Annotated in this window: 16 protein-coding genes; 10 read left to right on the forward strand and 6 right to left on the reverse strand. The window is 66.0% G+C overall.

What is annotated here, in order from left to right; all coding sequences use genetic code 11:
* Positions 1-72: 72 nt before the first annotated feature.
* Positions 73-732, forward strand: coding sequence for a hypothetical protein (locus tag BM118_RS11180; RefSeq protein WP_092185142.1), 660 nt, complete (start codon positions 73-75; stop codon positions 730-732).
* A gap of 302 nt (positions 733-1,034) precedes the next feature.
* Here the strand turns inward: BM118_RS11180 and BM118_RS11185 are convergent, their stop codons facing one another.
* Positions 1,035-2,699 (reverse strand): aminotransferase class III-fold pyridoxal phosphate-dependent enzyme, encoded by a 1,665-nt coding sequence (locus BM118_RS11185; protein ID WP_092185143.1) that lies wholly within the window; start codon positions 2,697-2,699, stop codon positions 1,035-1,037.
* Positions 2,700-2,734: 35 nt separating this feature from the next.
* Between BM118_RS11185 and asd the strand changes: the two genes are divergently transcribed.
* Positions 2,735-3,598, forward strand: coding sequence for an archaetidylserine decarboxylase (gene asd, locus BM118_RS11190; RefSeq protein ID WP_092185144.1), 864 nt, complete (start codon positions 2,735-2,737; stop codon positions 3,596-3,598).
* 67 nt (positions 3,599-3,665) lie between these two features.
* Positions 3,666-4,229: an NUDIX hydrolase gene (locus tag BM118_RS11195; protein ID WP_092186135.1), complete on the forward strand. Its 564-nt coding sequence runs from the start codon at positions 3,666-3,668 to the stop codon at positions 4,227-4,229.
* A 384-nt stretch (positions 4,230-4,613) separates the two neighbouring features.
* Here BM118_RS11195 and BM118_RS11205 read toward each other — a convergent pair whose 3' ends face one another.
* Both BM118_RS11205 and BM118_RS11210 read right to left on the reverse strand, forming a co-directional pair.
* Entirely contained in the window at positions 4,614-6,047 is a 1,434-nt protein-coding gene (locus BM118_RS11205; protein ID WP_177234290.1) for a FecR domain-containing protein, read from the reverse strand.
* Positions 6,048-6,319: 272 nt separating this feature from the next.
* On the reverse strand, positions 6,320-7,114 hold the full coding sequence (locus tag BM118_RS11210) for a DUF2147 domain-containing protein (protein WP_092185148.1): 795 nt from the start codon (positions 7,112-7,114) through the stop codon (positions 6,320-6,322).
* Positions 7,115-7,312: 198 nt separating this feature from the next.
* Between BM118_RS11210 and BM118_RS11215 the strand changes: the two genes are divergently transcribed.
* The 3 genes from BM118_RS11215 to BM118_RS11230 all read left to right on the forward strand — a co-directional run bounded on the left by BM118_RS11215 (position 7,313) and on the right by BM118_RS11230 (position 10,599).
* Positions 7,313-8,179, forward strand: coding sequence for a DUF2147 domain-containing protein (locus tag BM118_RS11215; RefSeq protein ID WP_092185161.1), 867 nt, complete (start codon positions 7,313-7,315; stop codon positions 8,177-8,179).
* A 518-nt stretch (positions 8,180-8,697) separates the two neighbouring features.
* On the forward strand, positions 8,698-9,909 hold the full coding sequence (locus BM118_RS11225) for an extensin-like domain-containing protein (RefSeq protein ID WP_092185162.1): 1,212 nt from the start codon (positions 8,698-8,700) through the stop codon (positions 9,907-9,909).
* Between the two features lie 102 nt (positions 9,910-10,011).
* Positions 10,012-10,599 carry a histidine phosphatase family protein gene (locus tag BM118_RS11230; RefSeq protein WP_092185163.1) on the forward strand — a complete coding sequence of 196 codons (588 nt, stop codon included), beginning with the start codon at positions 10,012-10,014 and terminating at the stop codon, positions 10,597-10,599.
* Positions 10,600-10,617: 18 nt separating this feature from the next.
* On the opposite strand, the gene BM118_RS11235 is transcribed toward BM118_RS11230, so the two are convergent.
* Entirely contained in the window at positions 10,618-10,959 is a 342-nt protein-coding gene (locus tag BM118_RS11235; protein ID WP_092185164.1) for a DUF6665 family protein, read from the reverse strand.
* Between the two features lie 55 nt (positions 10,960-11,014).
* Positions 11,015-11,650: a TetR/AcrR family transcriptional regulator gene (locus tag BM118_RS11240; protein ID WP_092185165.1), complete on the reverse strand. Its 636-nt coding sequence runs from the start codon at positions 11,648-11,650 to the stop codon at positions 11,015-11,017.
* 197 nt (positions 11,651-11,847) lie between these two features.
* Between BM118_RS11240 and BM118_RS11245 the strand changes: the two genes are divergently transcribed.
* The 4 genes from BM118_RS11245 (at position 11,848) to BM118_RS11260 (ending at position 18,587) form a co-directional block, all read left to right on the forward strand.
* On the forward strand, positions 11,848-13,164 hold the full coding sequence (locus tag BM118_RS11245) for an HlyD family secretion protein (RefSeq protein WP_092185166.1): 1,317 nt from the start codon (positions 11,848-11,850) through the stop codon (positions 13,162-13,164).
* A gap of 28 nt (positions 13,165-13,192) precedes the next feature.
* Positions 13,193-14,776, forward strand: coding sequence for a DHA2 family efflux MFS transporter permease subunit (locus tag BM118_RS11250; protein WP_092185167.1), 1,584 nt, complete (start codon positions 13,193-13,195; stop codon positions 14,774-14,776).
* Positions 14,777-15,311: 535 nt separating this feature from the next.
* A complete protein-coding gene (locus BM118_RS11255; RefSeq protein WP_177234203.1) occupies positions 15,312-17,111 on the forward strand; it encodes an ABC transporter ATP-binding protein in 1,800 nt (599 codons plus the stop codon).
* A 69-nt stretch (positions 17,112-17,180) separates the two neighbouring features.
* The gene (locus BM118_RS11260; RefSeq protein WP_177234204.1) at positions 17,181-18,587 is read left to right on the forward strand and encodes an MATE family efflux transporter; all 1,407 of its coding nucleotides are present in this window, start codon (positions 17,181-17,183) and stop codon (positions 18,585-18,587) included.
* A 33-nt stretch (positions 18,588-18,620) separates the two neighbouring features.
* On the opposite strand, the gene BM118_RS11265 is transcribed toward BM118_RS11260, so the two are convergent.
* Positions 18,621-19,364 carry a sulfite exporter TauE/SafE family protein gene (locus BM118_RS11265; protein ID WP_092185184.1) on the reverse strand — a complete coding sequence of 248 codons (744 nt, stop codon included), beginning with the start codon at positions 19,362-19,364 and terminating at the stop codon, positions 18,621-18,623.
* Positions 19,365-19,458: the final 94 nt, after the last annotated feature.

The raw sequence follows: 19,458 nt of genomic DNA on the forward strand, positions 1-19,458 counted from the left end.
CAAAATGATGATGTCACACGGCGTACATCGAATCCCTGTAATCCCGTACCCGAAAGCATTTTGGGGGAGAGCATGATCAAGAATTATCTCGAGCAGCTGCGGATCCAGCGCTGGGACGACCATCGCTACTATCACCACAGCCGCATCAATCAGAGCCTGCACTTCGTCAGCGCGCTGAGCTTCCTCTTCGCCTATGTCTGGCTGTTCGTCGATCCCGTGATCTCGGCGCTGGTCGGCTGGCTGGTCTCGATGACCTCGCGCCAGGCCGGCCACTTCTTCTTCGAGCCGCACACTTACGACCACATCAACCAGGCGACGCACGAGTACAAGGAAGAGATCAAGGTCGGCTACAACCTTCAGCGCAAGGTGGTGCTGATGGCGATCTGGGCGGCCTCGCCGCTGGTGCTGCTTGCCGATCCGACGCTGTTCGGCCTGTTCACGCCCTGGGCGAGCGCGACCGACTTCATGCGGCAGGTCGCCAAGATCTGGCTCGTGGTCGGCGGCGGCGGTCTTCTGTTCCGCACCGTGCACCTGTTCTTCATCCGCGACGTCGAGACCGGCCTCGTCTGGATGACCAAGATCCTGACCGACCCCTTCCACGATCTAATGCTCTATCGCAGCGCGCCGCTCGCCCTGATGCGCGGCGAGCTGATGGACCCCGGCCTGCACCTCAACCCCGAGCACACGCTGGGCCTGATCTCCGAGCCCACGCTCGAAGAGCAGCACGCCTGAGCACGCTGCGTACACACAACACTCCGATGTCTGATGGTTGCGTCATGCCCGGCCTCGTGCCGGGCATCCACGTCTTGGGGGTCCCGAACGCGGTGCTTCGTTCGCCTCTCCCCGCGTGCGGGGAGAGGCCGGAGCGCATCGAAGATGCGATCCGGGTGAGGGGGGCTCTCCGCGGGGGCGCTGCTTCCGGATCGCTCGCCAACTTTCACCGTCCCCGCGGAGACTCCCCCTCACCCCAACCCTCTCCCCGCAAGCGGGGAGAGGGAGAGGAAAGGGCGGTGCTCGCGGCGCAGCGAAAAGCCTCAGCGCCCGAAGCGCTTGGCGAGCATCTCTTTCAGGATCTGCCGCTTGATCTGCTTGTTGGTGAGCGCGCCGTCGTGCCACCAGAAGCCGTCGGCTTTCATCTTTTCGGCGGCGCGGACGAAGCGTTCGGCGACCTCGGTGAAGTCGGCGTCGGTGTAGTTCAGGCTGAAGATCAGCCGTCCGGTGCCGACCCAGCTCAGCGCCAGGCCTTCGGCGCGCAGGTAGTATTGCAGCATCCAGTTGTAACGGGACGGCGTGGTGTATTTCACCGTCCAGATCGACGAGAAGTTGGCGAACCGCACCGGCAGGTCAGCCTCCATCATCATCTGGTTGAGCTTTTGCGCGCGGCCGTTCCAGGTCGCCTCCAGCCCGTCATAGATGGCGCGGAAGTTCGGGCTGGTGAGCCGGCTCAGGAACTCGTCCATCGCCGTCATGACGTAGGGGTGCGAGTTGAAGGTGCCGCGGGCGAAGCAGATGTCGGCGGGACGATCGTCGCGGAAGCGGCGCATCAGCTCGCGTTTGCCGCAGACCACGCCGACCGGCAGGCCGCCGGCGAGGCTCTTGCCGTAGGTCACCATGTCGGCGCGCACGCCGAAATAATCCTGGGCGCCGCCGGCAGCGAGGCGGAAGCCGACGAAGACCTCGTCGAAGATCAGCACGATGCCGCGCTCGGTGCAGACCTCGCGCAGCTTCTTCAGCCATTCGGTATAGGCCGCGCGGTCGAAATTGCCGCCCCGGGAGCTGTCGACCAGCGAGGAATCGCCGGGCGCGTTGGCATTGGGATGCAGACCCTGCAGCGGATTGACCAGCACGCAGGCGATGTCGCGCCGCGTCCTCAGCACGTGCAGCGTCTTCTCCGACATCTCGGCGAGGGTGTAGGTCTCGTGCGCGGTGATCGGATTGCCGACGCCGGGCTGCACGTCGCCCCACCAGCCGTGATAGGCGCCGGCGAAGCGGACGAGGTGCGTACGCCTGGTGTGGTAGCGCGCGAGCCGCACCGCCTGCATCACGGCTTCCGTGCCGGACATGTGGAAGGAGACCTCGTCGAGGCCGGAAATCTGGCACAGCCGGGTCACGTTATCGAGGATGACGGGGTGATAGGGGCCGAGCACCGGCCCAAGCGCATGCGCCCGCTTCTCGGATCCCTCGATGCACTCCTTGTAGAAGTCGTTGCCGAAGATGTTGACGCCGTAGGACCCGGTGAGGTCGTAGGAGGTGTTGCCGTCGACATCCGTGACGGTGACGCCGCGCGAGGACTCCATGAAGGTCGAGGTGCCCAGGTGCTCGCGAACGAGGCGCGAGAACTGGAACGGCACGCGGTAGGTCTCGGTGAAGTTCAGGTCGGAGATCTTTTCCGCGGCTTCCTTCGTCATCGCGCGCCCCTTCGGGTAGCGCTCGGCGTAGAGGCTTGCGAGGCGGAAGAAGCCGTCCTTGCGCCGGGCCGCGATATTCGCGGGCGCGCCGTCGCAGGCAAAGTAGTCGTTCTCTCCGAACTCGTAGAACGGGAGCAGCCGCGCCACCCGCCGCGACATCTTGGAGTGCCCGGCGAGCGAGCGGTGCTTGGCGCGGGAGAGTTCGATCCGCGCCTTGAGCTTCGGGAAGGCGGCGGCAGCAGACGCTGCGGCGGCCACGGACATCGAGAGAATCGGGAGTGTCGTTTCCATGACAACAAGCGCTAATACTGCGAGCTGACAGATTCATGACAGTCAAAGCCCTCATCGCCTCTTTCACCCAGCAGGAAGACCTCAACTTCCTGTTGACCAACCGCATCCCACGCGCCGCGCTGACCCGCTTCATGGGCTGGTTCTCCAAGATCGAGAATCCGTTTGTGCGGGACGTCTCGATCTCGCTGTGGAAGCTGTTCTCCGACCTCGACCTGTCGGAGGCACGGAAAATGCATTTCAAGAGCCTGCACGACTGCTTCACCCGGGAGCTGAAGCCGGGCCTGCGTCCGTTCGATCCGGACCCCTCCATCGTCGCCAGCCCCTCCGACGGCATCGTCGGCGCGCATGGCCGGATCGCGGATACCGAGCTGTTCCAGGTCAAGGGCGCGCCCTATTCGCTGCTCGACCTGCTCGGCGATTCCGCCCTGGTGGACCAGCACCGCAACGGCTCCTTCGTCACGCTGCGGCTGACCTCGAGCATGTATCACCGCTTCCACGCGCCCTATGACGCCCATATCGAGCGCGTCACGCTGATCCATGGCGATGTCTGGAACGTCAACCCGATCGCGCTGAAGCGGGTCGAGCGTCTCTTCTGCAAGAACGAGCGCGCGGTGATCCGGACGCATCTGTCCACCGGCGAGGCCGTGACGCTGGTGCCGGTCGCCGCGATCCTGGTCGCGAGCATCCGCCTGCACTTCCTCGACATGGTGCTGAACGCGCAGACGAAGGGCCCGGTCAACTTCCCCTGCGACGTCAACGTGAGCAAGGGCGAGGAGCTCGGCTGGTTCGAGCACGGCTCGACCATCATCATCCTCGCACCCGGCGATTTCAAATTCTGCGACGGCATCGCCGAGGGCACCCGTATCCGCGCCGGTCAAGCGCTGCTCGGAAGAAAGTAGCCTTCAATCCGCCGCCCCCGCCGCCTATATGGTCGGCGGGGACGAATAGATCGACACGGATTTGATGATGGCGCGGGCGCCGGTGATGGCGGCGGGGGGTATTGTGCTGCGGCGTGGCGCGCCGCCGCTGATTGCAGTCGTGCGCCAGCGCAAGCGCAACGAATGGGTCTTGCCGAAGGGCAAGCTCGACGACGGCGAGACGCCGAAACAGGCCGCGCACCGCGAGGTGCTGGAAGAGACCGGTCACGAGGTCGCCATCCACGAATTCCTGGGCACGCTCGTCTACCAGTCGGGCGGGCGCTCCAAGGCCGTGCACTTCTGGCGGATGGAGGCCGAGGGCGGGCCGGTCCGCAAGCTGATGAACGACATCAAGGCGGTCGATTGGCTGACTTTGGACGATGCAATCGCGCGCCTGTCGCGCGAATATGAGCGCGCCTTCCTGATGCAGATCGGCCCGATCGCGATCGCCGCCGCCGGCCTTGCATCTCCGCCCGCACCCGAGCCGCCGCCGGCGCGCGGCGACGTCGATGCAGCCTTGCAGACGCTGACGCCCGCCGAAGCAGCGTCAGTCGATGAACTGCGTCATGGCTTGTTGCAAAAGGTGAAAGCCTGGCTGCGCGGCGAGGCGTGAGTTGTGCTTACCTCGCCCCGCTTGCGGGTGAGGACGTATCCGCGAGTTAGCGTGGTTGGATCGCGCGAGCTCTAACCAGGTCGTCATTGCGAGCGCAGCGAAGCAATCCAGAATATTTCCGCGGAGGGACTCTGGATTGCTTCGCTGCGCTCGCAATGACGGAGGAGGCAGCTGGTAGCTGCTCATACAGTGTTGCTGCGGAAACAGCCACCGCGCTGACGGTGTGCACTCCCTCTCCCCTTGTGGGAGAGGGTGGCTCGCCGCGGAGCGGCGAGACGGGTGAGGGGTCTCTCTCCGCGTATGAATCTCTTGACGGGGGTTCGCTGAGGCAACCCCTCATCCGGCGCTTCGCGCCACCTTCTCCCACAAGGGGAGAAGGAAGAGTCACCGCCGCTCTTTCTTCTCCTTCGGAGCGGGCGCCGGCTTGCGCGGCGCTGCGAGGCGCTGCTGGAATCCGCCCTGGCGCTGGATGCCGCCTGGCTGCTGGACTGCGGGCGGCTGGCCCGGCTGCAATCCGGTGCGCGGCGTTTGCGGCTGCGGTGTCGTGCCCGGCTGCGGCGGCACGGCTGCACCGGGCTGCACGGGAGTCTGGCCGGCGCGCGGCGGCAGGGTTTGCGGCGTGCCGCCGGGCTGCGTGCCGGGTCCGGTGCGCGGTGCGCCGGCCGGCCGGCCCGCACCCTGCTGCTGACCGTGTTGCTGCTGGCCCGCGCGCGGCGTACCCGGCTGGACCGCGCCGCCTTGTCCTTGTTGTCCTTGTTGTCCTTGGCCCTGCCGCTGCGGCGGCTGGGTGCCTTGCCGGTTTGGCGTGCCCGGCTGCTGCTGACCCGGACGGTTGTTCTGGCCGGGCTGACCGTTGGGTCGCTGCGGCTGTTGGCCGGGCGCCGTCGTCGGCCGCAATTGTTGCTGCTGCGGCGGCTGCGCCGGCCGCGGAATGCGGCTGATCGCGGTCGGATTGGCGCGGCGGAAGTCGCGCTGCTCGGTGACGATCTGGCGGCCCGTGGTCTGCGCCAGATGCACCTGGCTGACGAAGCCGCGGTCGCGCGCGATCTGCTGCGGGGCAATCGTGATCGGCACGGCCGCAAAGCGCATGCCGCCGGGGCCGCCCGCGCCGGGACGGATCGCAAAGCCGCTAGCGCCTTGCGTCAGTGCGCCGAGCCGCGTGCCGCTGCTGCGATCGTTGACCTCGATGTGGCCGACGCGGCCGTCGGCGTCGGGATAGAGCTTGATGTTGACGTTGCTCGCGCGGCTCGCGGCCGCGCCTTCCGGCACGTCGACGACGCCGGTGGTGCCGCGGATGCCGAGCGTCGCCGTCGGCGTTGCGATCTTCATGTCGCCGGTCTTCGCCACCGCCGCCGCAACGAAGGCAACCGTGCCCTTGCCGATGTCGAAGATCGCCGAATTCTGCTTGCCGCCGTCCTCATAGACGTAATTGTCGATGGTGATCCTGGCGCTGGCGGAGAGGTTGAACGTGGTCGCATCGTTGAAGGTGATGCCGAGCGAGGAGTTCGACGAGGTCTGCACGACGTCGTTGAGATAGATGTCGTCGCGCACGCGCAGCGGATAGGAATTCTTGTCGCGGATCACGGTCGCGATCCCCGTCACGGTCGCGACGTTGCCGATCGGCTCGACGGCGGCGGATTGCGCGTCCGTAGCCGGCGTCGGCGAGGCTGCGGGCGTCGGGGAAGGGGTTGGCGCCGGCTGGGCCTGCGGCTGCGCCTGTGCGAGCTCGATTGCATCGGATGCGAACGCCCCGCTCGCGCCGGCCAGCGGCAAGGCCAGCAGCGGAATCGCAAACACAAAGCGGCGCCAAGCCACCAATGAAGTCACGAAAAGGTCCCGGTGAGAAACGCGAGGCGAGAACGGCCGATTTCAGCCTGATGCAGCTGAATGGCGGATGAACATCTGTTGCATGGACGGGGCGAACGTTCAAACGCCACGTCCCCGAATCAGGGACATGGCGGTCTATTCTCGCTCGTCATTCCGGGGCGCGACAAAGTCGCGAACCCGGAATCTAGAAGTTGTGGTGCGCGTTTGTGGCGCGAGATCCCGGGTTCGATGCTTTGCATCGCCCCGGGATGACACCTTCGGTGTCAGCTCACGCGCTTCCAGGTCTGGCCGCCACAGAACATGCCGCCGAAGGCGCAACCCTGCACGCGCATCGCATTCGGGCCCTTCATCGCGATCGTCGAGTCGTAGTTGCGGCCGGAGTCGGGATCGTGGATGCGGCCGCTCCACTTCGAACCATCGGGCTTCATGTTGATCAGGATGCGCTCATTGGTCTTCTGCGCGTAGCCGCACAGATTGGCGCCGCACTGCTCGACACGGACGTTGCCCTTGTTCTCTTCGGTCGCCCAGATGCCGATCGGCGTGTTGGCGACCTGCGCCGGCGCAGCGGCCACCGGAGCCGGAGCGGGCGCGGGAGCAACGGCGACCGGCGCGGGCGCCGCAACCGGAGCCGCAGCGGGTGCGGGCTGCACCGTGTTGTCGAGGCCGACGGACGGAGCGGCGGCAACCGTCGTGGCGGGAGCTGCCGGGGCGGCAACCGCAGGCGCGGCCGGCGCGGTCGCCTGGACCGGCGCCTGCTGCACGGGCTGCTGCTGCACCGGAGCCGGCGCGGGCTGTGCGGTGGTGGTGGCCGGAGCCGGCGTGGTGTCGACGTCATCGTCCTTGGAGCCGAGGCCCTTGAGGTTGATGTTGTTCAGCTTGATCGGCTTGTCCGACAGGCCCGGCGCGATGATGGTCACGCAGTCGAGCGAGGCGCAGTTGCGCGGCGTCTCGATGCGGATGTGCTGGCCCTCGATCTGGAACGAGATCGAATTGCCGGCATGCGCGGCTGCGGTCGAAGCGAGGAAGAGTGCGGTGGCGGCGATGGTGAGCTTGTTCATGACAACCTCCGAGAAATGCGTGATCCCGATATGGACTGAAGTCGCTGGTGGATGATGCGTGGTTCGACCCTACGCCCGGCCCGTCCAGCCTTCCGTGATGGACGTCACAATGGCTCGCGCGCGCTTGGGTGAGCCAGCGCACATTCAGCTGCAGTTCATCTGCGTAACGTCGTCGCGACAGAGGAGAGGGAGGCGCCGATGACGCGGCTTGCGACTTCGCTTGGCACATTGATCGCGCTGCTGGCGGTTGCGCCTTCAGCCCAGGCCGGTTCCTACTCCTTCTCGATGGGCGGCCACCGGTTCCATGTCGAAGCGCCCGGGAATTGCCGATCCGCCTCCTGCGTCTCGATTTCCGCCAATCGCCGCCTTCGGCCGGCGGAGGACGGCGCCACGACACCCGCTCCGCCCGTCACATCGCCGCAGCCGCTCTATCCGGCAACCCCGGCCCGGCCGCCACAGGCGATTGCGGTCGCGCCGTCACCTCCCGTCGTCGCCGCGACGACGTCGCAGCCCGTTGTGCTGCCGCCGGCGCCAAGATCCGAGGCACCAAGGAGCGAGGCCCTGAGCCCCAATCCGCCACGGGTTGAGCTGTCGCGCGTGGATCCGCCGAAGGCGATCGCGCTCGATCCGCCGCGCATGGAGCCGCCGGTCGTCGCGCCGAAGCCCGAGATCAGGCCGGCCACGACGATCGCGCAGCGCAGTGACGACGAGTCGCCCGGGATGCCGCTCGGGCAGTGGGAAAGCGACGGCGCCAAGGGCACGGTCCGCATCGAACGCTGCGGCTCCGCGCTGTGCGGCTATGCGCTGACCGAGGCGTCGAGCAGGGGCGAGAGCGTGCTCGTCAACATGAAGCAGAAATCGCACGACGTCTGGACCGGCAGCATCTACAGCCGCTCCACCGGCAACACCTATTATGCGAGGATGACTCTGAAGAGTGCCGGCAGGCTCTACGTCGAGGCCTGCGCTCTCGGCCGCTTCTGGTGCTCGGGCAACGACTGGATGCGCGTTGAGGAGCCGCAGGAGCAGGTGGTTACGACGTCGCGGCAGTGGAGCGCGCGGTCGTAGCTCTTCGCGATACGCACGCGCTTCTTCCCTCTCCCCTTGTGAGAGAGGGTGGCTTGCCGCGTAGCGGCAAGACGGGTGAGGGGTCTCTCACCGTGAGCAACACTCGCGCTTGAACTTGCGGAAGCAGACCCCTCATCCGTCGCGCTACGCGCGCCACCTTCTCCCACAAGGGGAGAAGGAAGAAGAAGAAGCAACATTCGAGGCGGTGGGCTGAAGCCGCTAGATCATGCCGAGCACGATGGCGCCGACGAAGGCCATAGCGAGGTACGCGGTGATAACGCTCAGTCTCCCGGCAAACGTCATGCCGTTGCTCCCTGGGATGTTCCGCTGAAGCATGTCCCGCTGCTCGCACGCCCCGCGCCCGGCCGATATGGTTAACAGAAAGTCACCTTGCAAAAAAGTCAGCCTTGCTGTCGCTCATCTCCAGGAGCCAGCGCACGGCCACGCCCGGCATGGTTAAGGAAGGCTGAAATCAACACGTTGAAGAGTCTTTAAGTAAATTCACCGAACGTGCGTGCATGACGCGCGGAGTTCGTTTGTATCTCGTCGGCTCCATCGTCCTTGTTTCGCTAGCGGGTTGCGGACGCGGCTTCTTCCAGGCCGAACGTGAACCGTGGCGGGCCGAGGCGGAAGCCGCATGCCTGAAATCCGGCGCGGTCAAGGAAAGTGCGGACATCGTCCGCATCGACCCGATCTCCGGGCCCGGCAGCTGCGGCGCGGAGTTTCCGCTCAAGGTCGCGGCCATCGGCGAGCCCTCGAGCAGCTACGGCTTTGCCGACGAGGAACTGCGCCCGCCGGGCAATGTCGGCAGCCAGCCGCGCTGGCCGGTGACACAGCCGCGATCGAATTATCCGCAGGGCCAGGCCTATCCGGCATCCTCCTATCCGCAACGGCCGAACTATCCCGAGAACGCGGTGCGCCAGCCGTCCGGTTATGGCGCCTCGTCCGGACCGATGTCACTGAACGCGCCCGGCGTGGCGCCGCAGGAAGACGAGATCGACCTGCCGCCCGAGGGCACCGATGCCGCGGGTGCGGCGCGCTACATGAATGCGCCGAGCTATCCGGCGCGGCAGCCCGGTCCCGCACCTTATTCGCAGGCGCCCGCGCAGCAGCCGCTGCCGCGCCTTGGTCCCGCGCAGGGCAATCCGGTTACTGCCGTCGGTCCCGTTGCGATCAAGCCGACCGCGACGCTGGCCTGTCCGATCGTGTCCGAGCTCGACCGCTGGCTCGCCGACACCGTGCAGCCCTCGGCCATGCGCTGGTTTGGCGTGCGCGTCGCCGAGATCAAGCAGATCTCCGCCTATTCCTGCCGTGGCATGAACGGCAACTCGCATGCCCACATCTCCGAGCACGCCTTCGGCAACGCGCTCGACATTTCCGCCTTCGTGCTCGCCGACGGCCGCCGTGTCACGGTGAAGGACGGCTGGCGCGGCATGCCGGAAGAGCAGGGCTTTCTGCGCGACGTGCAATCCGGTGCCTGCGCGCATTTCACCACGGTGCTCGCGCCGGGCTCGAACGTCTATCACTACGATCACATCCACGTCGATCTGATGCGCCGCGCCAGCCGCCGCCTGATCTGCCAGCCGGCCGCCGTGTCCGGCGACGAGGTCGCCGGGCGCGCCCAGCAGCGCAATCCTTATGCGGGCAGGCGCGATCCCTATGTCACCGGCTCGCTCGGAACGCGCAAGAGCACGCGGAAGCAGGAAGAGGACGAGTACGCTGACGATTAGGCCGGCGCAGCTTCTCTTGTAGCCCGGATGAGCGCAGCGATATCCGGGACAGCATCCCCGCATATCGCTGCGCTCATGCGGGCTACGATCGCGTCAACCGGAATGAACACCGACATCATCCGCTATCTCACCCACCCGCAGGTGCAGATCAATCCTGACGTGCCTGTGCCGCAATGGGGCCTCAGCCTGATTGGTCGAACGCGCACCGAGGCGGTGGCGCACGCCGGCTGGCTCGCGGGCACCACGCAGGTCATCTCAAGCGGCGAGCGGAAGGCGATCGAGACCGCCGAGATCATCGCCGGTCGGCTCGGCATCATGATCGACATCCGCGAGGCCATGCACGAGAACGATCGCTCGGCGACCGGCTTCCTGAAGCCGGCCGAATTCGAAGCGGTCGCCGATCAATTCTTTGCGCAGCCCCATCTCAGCGTTCGCGGCTGGGAGCGCGCCGTGGATGCGCAGGCGCGCATCGTGCGCGAGGCCGAGGCGGTGCTGGCCCGCAAACGTCATGGCGATGTTCTCTTCGTCGGCCACGGCGCCGTCGGCACGCTGCTGTTCTGCCACATCGCCGGGCTGCGCATCGATCGCGTCCACGATCAGCCGGCCGGCGGCGGCAATTGTTTTGCGTTCACGCGTGACGGGCGGAACATCGTGCATGGCTGGCGCAAGATGGAAGAGATCGGATCGTAGCTCTGCGCAGTCAGAAAGTCATGTCGACGCCGGCTTCGACGGCGCGGGGACCAGCCCCATGCACAGCTGTACCTCGCCCGGGACGTTGTAGGTCCGCATGATATGGCGGCTGTCGCGCAAGCCGGACGCCTCACGTTGCACCACGAACATCCAGAGCGCCTGGCCGGCTTCCATCACCAGCTTGCGCCTGGCCGGATGCATCGAGGCCGGCGTCCCCGAGGCTGCGTGGGCGGCGTCGAACTCGCGCAAACGCACAAGGCTCTGTTCGAGTGCGCGGCCCATCCGTCCAAGCGCTGAGGCCTGTTCCTGGACGATCTCATAATGGAGGATATCGACAGGCGGGCGAAGATCACGGGACATGGCCGCAAATATAATGCGGCGAGACCGGCATCCGCAACGCGTGGCGTGCTTGCGATTACTTCGTCCGGTACGCCGCCAGGAACATCCGCGTCGCGCTGTCGACCACCTCGGTCATGCGCTCTTCCGACGGCGCGGGCGCGGCCTGGAAGACGAAGGGCAGGAAGAGCGAGGCCTTACACAGTTCCATGAACTGCGAGGCGGCAAGATCGCAATCGTCGATCGTGAGATCGCCGGAAGCGGCATGGGTTTTAAGATAATCGGAGAGGCGGTTGATGGTCTTGTCCAGCACCCGCGCGTAGTAGCGCCGCCCGACATCGGGCATGCGCTCGGCGATCGCCATCACGGTGCGGATCGCCGATCCGCCGCCCGGCCGGCAGAGCAGATGGATGTAGGCCTGGCCGAACTCCTTCAGCGTGGTCTCGGCATCGCGGGCGGGATCGAAGTTGAATACGACCTGGCCGTGCTGGAGCGCCTCCTGCTCGAGGATGGCTTCGAACAGCGCGCATTTGTCGGCGAAGTAGACGTAGAGCGTGCCCTTGGAGACCTGCGCCGCGCGCGCGATCTCGCCCATGCTGGCGCCGTCGAAGCCAAGATCCATGAACACCTTGCGGGCCCCGTCCAGGATCTGGCGGCGCTTGGAGCTGTCCTCCTCTTGGACGACGTGCAGATGTTCGCTGGCAGCTACAACCATTGGTTCAGGGTCTCGGAAGGTTTTGGGACGAGGTGCCGAACTATGAAACGCAAATAAAGGATTCGGGCCACTAGGGTCCAACGCGGGTATATTATCTATATTGACCGAACCGTTCGGTCAATGATATTTGGGAGAAGCGAGGGGAACACGCCGCAGGCGGCTGTCCTTCATCGCGCTTTTTTTTTGGGGAGGCCTTTATGGCCGTATCGAGAGACCAGGCTGCGCGCGTCCTTCGCCAGGAAGCGGTGGAGACGAATTCGGCGAACGGCGAACCTGCGACCGAGACGTCCGCCGTTCTCGCCGAGCAGCTGCGCTCCCATGTGGTCGAGGAAACCAAGCGCCGCAGCGAGGCGCCGGAGAAGCCCGTGACCGACAAGCCGGCCGCGCCGGGGCAAGACGCGCCCGCTGCCAGCGGCACGCCGAAATCCGGCAAGCGCAAATTCGTCCTGATGGGTGTCGGTCTGGTGCTGGCGCTCGCGGCAGCCGGCTATGCCGGCTATTACACGCTGGTCGGGCGTTTCTACATCGCCACCGACGACGCCTATGTCCGCGCCAACAACACCATGCTCGGCGCGCGCGTTGCCGGCCACATTTCCTCGATCCTGGCCGGCGACAACACGACGGTGCGCGCCGGAGACATCATCTTCCGCATCGACGACGGTGACTACAAGATCGCGGTCGACGCCGCCGCGACCAGGATCGCGACCCAGCAGGCGACCATCGATCGCATCGGCCGCCAGGTCGCGGCGCTCGACAGCCAGGTTGCCCAGGCCAAGGCACAGCTCGTCTCGGCCGAGGCGGGCCTCAAGCGCGCGGACCTCGACTACGAGCGCCAGCAGGCGCTGAGCAGCAAGGGCTTCGCCTCGCGCGCCACCTTCGAGAGCTCGGAAGCCGGACGCGACCAGGGCGCCGCCGCGGTCAAGGCCGCGCAGGCCGCCTATGACGTCGCCGTCAGCAACGTCGACGTCACCAAGGCACAGCAGGCCGAAGCCCAGGCCCAGCTTGCCGAGCTGAAGACCTCGCTCGCCAAGGCCGAGCGCGATCTCGCCTTCACCGCGGTGCGCGCGCCGGTCAACGGCACGTTCTCGAACCGCCTGGTCAGCGCCGGCGACTTCGTCGCGGTTGGCCAGCGGCTCGGCAACGTCGTGCCGCTCGACGACGTCTATATCGACGCCAACTTCAAGGAAACGCAGCTCAAGCGCATCCGTCCCGGCCAGCCGGTGACGATCAAGGTCGATGCCTATGGCATGCGCAAGTTCTCCGGTGTCGTCGACAGCATCGCGGCGGGCGCGGGCTCGGTGTTCACGCTGCTGCCGCCCGACAACGCCACCGGCAACTTCACCAAGATCGTGCAGCGCGTGCCGGTCCGCATCCGCGTGCCGAAGTCGGTGGCGAGGCAGAATCTGCTCCGTGCCGGCATGTCGGTCTATGCGACCGTCGACACCAACAAGGGCGCGGCCGACGCCGACAGCGAGGTCGATCTCGACGACCCCACCATGATCCATCCGCAGTAAGCGCACCCGAGCGCTGCGAGGTCAGACCATGGCGAACGCCACGACTGCTTCACCTGCCATGATGGCGGCCCCCGCTTCGGAGCGCATCGCGCCGAAGCGGCTGTTCGCCTTCATCATCATGGTGTTCGGGATGTTCATGTCGATCCTGGACATCCAGATCGTCTCGGCGTCCCTCAGCGAAATCCAGGCCGGCCTGTCGGCGAGCTCGAGCGAAGTCTCCTGGGTCCAGACCGCCTATCTGATCGCCGAAGTCATCGCGATCCCGCTGTCGGGCTTCCTGTCGCGCGCGTTCGGCACGCGGCTGTTGTTCGCGATCTCGGCCGCGGGCTTCACCGCCTCGAGCCTGCTCTGCGGCTTCGCCACCACCATCGAGGAGATGATCCTCTGGCGCGCGCTCCAGGGCTTTCTCGGCGCCGGCATGATCCCGACCGTGTTCGCCTCGGCCTACACCGTGTTCCCGCGCTCCAAATTCCACATCGTCGGACCCATCATCGGGCTTGTCGCGACGCTGGCGCCGACCATTGGGCCGACCGTCGGCGGCTACATCACCGATCTGATGTCGTGGAACTGGCTGTTCTTTATCAACGTCGTGCCCGGCGTCGCCATCACCATCGGCGTGCTGGCGCTGGTGGACTTCGACGAGCCGCATTTCGAATTGCTCGACCGCTTCGACTGGTGGGGCCTGCTGTTCATGGCCGGCTTCCTCGGCACGCTGGAATATGTGCTGGAGGAAGGCCCGCAATATGAATGGATGCAGGACACGTCGGTGGCGATCTGCGCCTGGATCTGCGCGATCTCGGCGATCGCCTTCTTCTGGCGCGTCTTCACGGCGGACGAGCCGATCGTGAATCTGCGCACCTTCTCCAACCGCAATTTCGCCATCGGCTGCCTCCTGCAATTCTGCATCGGCATCGGTCTCTACGGCCTGACCTACATCTATCCGCGCTATCTCGCCGAAGTGCGCGGCTACAGCGCGCTGATGATCGGGGAGACCATGTTCGTCTCCGGCATCACCATGTTCCTGGTCGCGCCGCTGGTCGGCCGGCTGATGGTGAAGCTCGACATGCGCTACATGATCGCCTTCGGCCTCGTCGTGTTCGCGATCGGCTCCTACCAGATGACCTGGATCACGCGCGACTACGATTTCTACGAGCTGCTGGTGCCGCAGATCCTGCGCGGCGTCGGCATGATGTTCGCGATGGTGCCGACCAACAACATCGCGCTCGGCACGCTGGCGCCTGACAGGGTGAAGAACGCATCGGGCCTGTTCAACCTGATGCGCAATCTCGGCGGCGCGGTTGGGCTCGCCGTCATCAACACCGTGCTCAACAACCGTACCGACCTGCACATCACGCGCCTCCAGGAGCGCGTGACCTGGGGCAACGCGACCGCGACCGAAACGCTGACGATGTTCATGCAGAAGTTCCAGGGGCTCGGCGATTCCGCGCTGATGGCGATGAAGCAGCTCTCGCAGCTGGTGCACCGCCAGGCCGTGGTGATGAGCTTCGGCGATGCCTTCTTCATGCTGACGCTGTTCTATCTCGGCCTCAGCCTGCTGGTCACGCTGCTGAACAAGCCGGCCTCGCTGACGGGCGGCGGCGACGCGCATTGACGCCACGCACGCTGTCGTCGCCCGGCTTGACCGGGCGACCCAGTACCCCGGGACGGTAGTGGTTGAGCCGAGAGGCCGCGGCGTACTGGATGCCCCGCCTGCCGCCTACGCTAAAGCTTCGGCGCCCCTCGACCTCAACCCCGGCGAAGCCTTGGCGTAGCCGGGTCGCGGGGCATGACGGCGGAATCTGAAATCGGCGGCGGCCAACCAAATTGCAACACTCGTTCGTGATCTCGCGCGAGCCCCGTTGCAAACCGCGAACGGCACATCTATAAAGCGCACCTCATTCAATCGAGCCGGGAGGGATTTGCATGATTTCGTCGCATTCGCAGATCGTTCGCCCGCGTTCGATGTTCTGGTTCGGTATGTCGGCGGCCTGCTAGAGGCCTCTTCCGCCAGATTCGATCGGGTCACGAGTCCCGATCGCCCCACTTCCCCAAGTCAAAATCACCTGTGAGTGACGCCGTCTGCCCTTCGTGGCCGACTTGCGTCCGTTGATGGAGCCGGCCCGCGCCAAAAGCGGCTGGATGATGTCATGACCTCTCTCTCGAAAAGGCCCGCGGCAATACGCGTGGTGTTGCCCTTCGTGTTCCGGCACTGGCTGAACCAGCCCGGTCGCGGCCTGATCGTGGCCGGTGGCCTGCTGGGCGCGACCGTCGCCGACCTGTTCATGCCGGTCTTTTCCGGACATCTGGTCGATGCGCTGACACGCGGCCCGTCCGATCCTGATGCGCGCCGCGCGGCGCTGGTTGCGTTCGGCGCCATCGTGGCGCTCGGTGCGGCCTCCGTGGTGCTGAGGTTGATCGGTCTCCAGGCGATCGTTCCGTTCACGCTGAAGATCATGTCGGATGTCGCCCAGGGCGCTTTCGCGCGCGTGCAGCGCTTCTCGACCGACTGGCACGCCAACTCGTTTGCCGGCTCCACGGTACGCAAGATCACCCGCGGCATGTGGGCGCTCGACCTGCTCAACGACACCATCCTGATGGCTTTGGCGCCGTCTCTGCTGGTGTTGATCGGCTCCATGGTCCTGATCGGCCTGCACTGGGCGTCGCTCGGCGCGGTGATCGCGGTAGGAGCGCTTTTCTACGTCGCCATCACCGTAATGTTCTCGACGCGCTACATCGCGCCGGCCGCGCGGATCTCCAATGCCTGGGACACCAAGGTCGGCGGCACGCTGGCGGATGCGCTGACCTGCAACGCGGTGGTGAAGTCCTTCGGCGCAGAGCTGCGCGAGGATGCGCGGCTCGCCCGCGTCGTCAAGCGCTGGCGCGTGCGCGTGCGGCGAACCTGGCTGCGCTACAACTACACGGCCATGGCGCAGCTCTCGCTGCTGCTGGCCTTGCGCGCATCCGTGATCGGCGGCTCGGTGCTGCTGTGGATATCCGGGCATGCCTCGCCGGGCGACGTCACCTATGTGCTGACGAGCTACTACGTCATCCACGCGTACTTGCGCGACGTCGGCATGCACATCAACAACCTCCAGCGCTCGGTCAACGACATGGACGAGCTGGTGGCGATCCATGACGAGCCGATCGGGATCGTCGATGCGCCGGACGCGCGGCCAACCGCGATCGAGGGCGGCGAGATCGTGTTCGACGACGTTACGTTCCATTATGGCGGCCATCGCGCGCCGTTGTACGACGGCCTCTCGGTCACGATCCGCGCCGGCGAACGGGTCGGCCTGGTCGGTCGTTCCGGCTCCGGCAAGACCACTTTCGTCAAGCTGGTGCAGCGGCTGTACGACGTCTCGGGCGGCCGCATCCTGATCGACGGCCAGGACATCGCGAAGGCCACGCAGCAATCGCTGCGCAGCCAGATCGCGATCGTGCAGCAGGACCCGATCCTGTTTCACCGCTCGCTCGCCGAGAACATCGCCTATGGCCGGCCCGGCGCCAGCCTCGAGGCGATCGAGCAGGCGGCCCGGCTGGCCAATGCGCACGACTTCATCCTGCGCCTGCCGAAGGGCTACGGCACGCTCGTCGGCGAGCGCGGTGTGAAACTGTCGGGCGGCGAGCGGCAGCGCGTGGCGCTGGCGCGCGCCTTCCTGGCGGACGCGCCGGTGCTGATCCTGGACGAGGCGACGTCGAGCCTCGATTCGGAATCGGAGGCGCTGATCCAGCAGGCGATGGAGCGGCTGATGAAGGGACGCACCTCGATCGTGATCGCGCACCGGCTGTCGACGGTGCGCAGTCTCGATCGGATCCTGGTGTTCGACCGCGGCGAGATCGTCGAGCAGGGCACCCACGCCGCGCTCGCGGGCAAGCCGGGGGGCATCTATCGCGGCCTGTTCGAGCGCCAGGTGGTGGAGCTCGGACACCTGGCAGCAGCGGAATAAGAGGCGCGCGGCGGCGGGACGAAAGTCCCGCCGTCACGCCGCCAAGGAATGCGCCAAGGATGGAATGAGATGAAAGACCTGACGAACGGCTCCATCGTGAGACACATCCTGGCCATGGCGCCGCCGATCATGGTCGGCATGGTCACGATCATGATCTGCCAGCTGGTCGATCTCTATTTCGTCTCGGGACTGGGCGATGCGGCCGTCGCGGGCGTCGCCGCGGCCGGCAATGCCGGCTTTCTCATCAACGCGCTGATGCAGGTGCTCGGCGTCGGCACGGTGGCGCTGATCGCGCATGCCGTGGGACGCAAGGATCGGCCGGATGCCAATTTGATCTTCAACCAGGCGATCGCGCTGTCGGTGCTGTTCGGCCTCTTGACCCTGGTCATGGGCGCGGCGCTGTCGCGTCCTTACATGCGCGCGATCGCGGCGGACCAGGCCACGATCGAGGCGGGGACCACTTATCTGTTGTGGTTCATGCCGGCGCTCGCGCTGGAATTCGCCATGCAAGTGCTGGCATCGGCGCTGCGTGCGACCGGCATCGTGGGCCCCGCGATGTTCGTGCGGGTGCTCGCGGTCGTGATCAACATCGCGCTGGCGCCGGTGCTGATCTCGGGCTGGGGCACGGGCTACGCGCTCGGCGTTGCCGGTGCGGGGCTGGCGAGCTCGATTGCCGTGGCGATCGGCGTTCTGGTGCTGCTGGCGTATTTCCGCAAGGTCGAGCGCTATGTCGCCTTCGATCGGGCGCAGTGGCGTCCGCAGCCGCGCCACCTCAAGCGCATCCTCAATGTCGGCCTGCCGGCCGGCGGCGAGTTCGCGATGATGTTCATCTTCATGGCGGTGGTCTACTACGTGCTGCGCGATTTCGGCGCAGCGGCGCAGGCGGGCTTCGGCATCGGACAGCGCGTCCTGGCCCTGATCCAGATGCCGGCGCTTGCGATTGCGCTCGCCGCCGGGCCGATCGCCGGCCAGAACGTCGGCGCCGGAAAGGGCGCGCGGGTGCGGGACACCTTCGTCAAGGCGGCATTGATCACCACCGTCGTGATGATCGGCTTCATGTGCCTTGCGCAGTTGAAGCCGGAACTGTTGCTCGCCGGATTCTCGAACGACCGGGAGACGATGGAGATCGCCTTCCTGTTCCTGCGGATCATCTCGCTCAACATGGTGGCGCAGGGCCTGATCTTCACCTGCTCGAGCATGTTCCAGGGCCTCGGCAATACCAAGCCGGTGCTGCTGAGTTCGGCGACGCGCGTGTTCACCTATTCGCTGCCGGCGATCTGGCTCTCGACGCGTCTGGGCTTCCGCATGGAGTACGTCTGGTACCTGTCGATCGCGGCGACGACGCTCCAGGCCGCGCTGAGCTTGTGGTTGTTACACCGCGAATTCGGCAAACGCCTGGCGCCGCCCCCGCAGGACGCGGCCCCGGAGCAAGTGGAAGCTGAGCCTGTCGTGCCTCCCGCGCGTGCGCCCGCGTAGCGACGGCTCATGACCTGAAGACGCAAGGAAGGTCTAATGCGCACCAAGGCTGTTCCAGACGAGGCCGAGCCCCGACAGGAACAGCAGACCGAGCACGACATCGCCAAAGTGCTTGTCGCTCAGCGCGTGATAGACGCGTGCGCCGGCCCATGCGCCGATCAACGTGCCGGGAAACGCGACCAGCGCGAGCCAGACCACCTTGAACGCGACGAGGCCCGACGCCGCCTGCAACACCAGCGCGGTCGCGAGCACGGTGAAATTGAAGAGCTGGAAGATGCCGCGCCGCTCGTGCTTGTTCCAGCCGCGGATATTGGCCCACAGGATCGGCAGCGGTCCCGACAATCCGGCAAGGCCGCCCAATATGCCACCGGCAAAACCGATCGCGCCGTCGGCGATCCGGCCGCCGAACGTGATGGCGAGCGGCCTCTTGTTCAGATAGAGCGCGCTCGAGAAGATCAGCAGCAGCACGCCGATGCTCAGCTTGAACACTTTGGGATCGGCGGAGGCGACCATCATGGTTCCGAGCGGCACCCCGATCAGCCCGCCGATCAGGAACGGCCAGACCAGCGAGAGGTCAAAACTCTTCCACATCGACGGCAGCGTCGAGGTCTGCGCGATCACCGAGCAGATCAGCACCAGGGGCACAGCGAGCGAGGGCGGCAGGACATAGAGCCAGATGCCGAGCGCCATCAGTGCCGTGCCGAACCCGGCCAGGCCCGAGACGAAGCCGCCGGCCAATGCGCCGAGCAGCAGCAGCGCGTAAGCGTAGGTTTCCAACGGATTGTCCTTGTCGCCACCGGCGATCCCGAACTGTTGATCGCCACCGCCCGCATAGCACGGCTGCGGCCGTGCAGGTCAATCCATGCTGCAC

This window comes from Bradyrhizobium sp. cf659 (genome assembly GCF_900113725.1).
In the GTDB taxonomy this organism is placed as follows: Bacteria; Pseudomonadota; Alphaproteobacteria; order Rhizobiales; family Xanthobacteraceae; genus Bradyrhizobium.

Bases quoted from the DNA above. Each gene is read 5' to 3' on its own strand.
- BM118_RS11210 (WP_092185148.1), bottom strand. From the start codon at position 7,114: ATGAACAAGCTCACCATCGCCGCCACCGCACTCTTCCTCGCTTCGACC.
- BM118_RS11235 (WP_092185164.1), bottom strand. From the start codon at position 10,959: ATGTCCCGTGATCTTCGCCCGCCTGTCGATATCCTCCATTATGAGATC.
- BM118_RS11215 (WP_092185161.1), top strand. From the start codon at position 7,313: ATGACGCGGCTTGCGACTTCGCTTGGCACATTGATCGCGCTGCTGGCG.
- BM118_RS11185 (WP_092185143.1), bottom strand. From the start codon at position 2,699: ATGGAAACGACACTCCCGATTCTCTCGATGTCCGTGGCCGCCGCAGCG.
- BM118_RS11260 (WP_177234204.1), top strand. From the start codon at position 17,181: ATGAAAGACCTGACGAACGGCTCCATCGTGAGACACATCCTGGCCATG.
- BM118_RS11240 (WP_092185165.1), bottom strand. From the start codon at position 11,650: ATGGTTGTAGCTGCCAGCGAACATCTGCACGTCGTCCAAGAGGAGGAC.
- BM118_RS11195 (WP_092186135.1), top strand. From the start codon at position 3,666: ATGGCGCGGGCGCCGGTGATGGCGGCGGGGGGTATTGTGCTGCGGCGT.
- BM118_RS11245 (WP_092185166.1), top strand. From the start codon at position 11,848: ATGGCCGTATCGAGAGACCAGGCTGCGCGCGTCCTTCGCCAGGAAGCG.
- BM118_RS11230 (WP_092185163.1), top strand. From the start codon at position 10,012: ATGAACACCGACATCATCCGCTATCTCACCCACCCGCAGGTGCAGATC.
- BM118_RS11255 (WP_177234203.1), top strand. From the start codon at position 15,312: ATGACCTCTCTCTCGAAAAGGCCCGCGGCAATACGCGTGGTGTTGCCC.
- BM118_RS11250 (WP_092185167.1), top strand. From the start codon at position 13,193: ATGGCGAACGCCACGACTGCTTCACCTGCCATGATGGCGGCCCCCGCT.
- asd (WP_092185144.1), top strand. From the start codon at position 2,735: ATGACAGTCAAAGCCCTCATCGCCTCTTTCACCCAGCAGGAAGACCTC.
- BM118_RS11225 (WP_092185162.1), top strand. From the start codon at position 8,698: ATGACGCGCGGAGTTCGTTTGTATCTCGTCGGCTCCATCGTCCTTGTT.
- BM118_RS11180 (WP_092185142.1), top strand. From the start codon at position 73: ATGATCAAGAATTATCTCGAGCAGCTGCGGATCCAGCGCTGGGACGAC.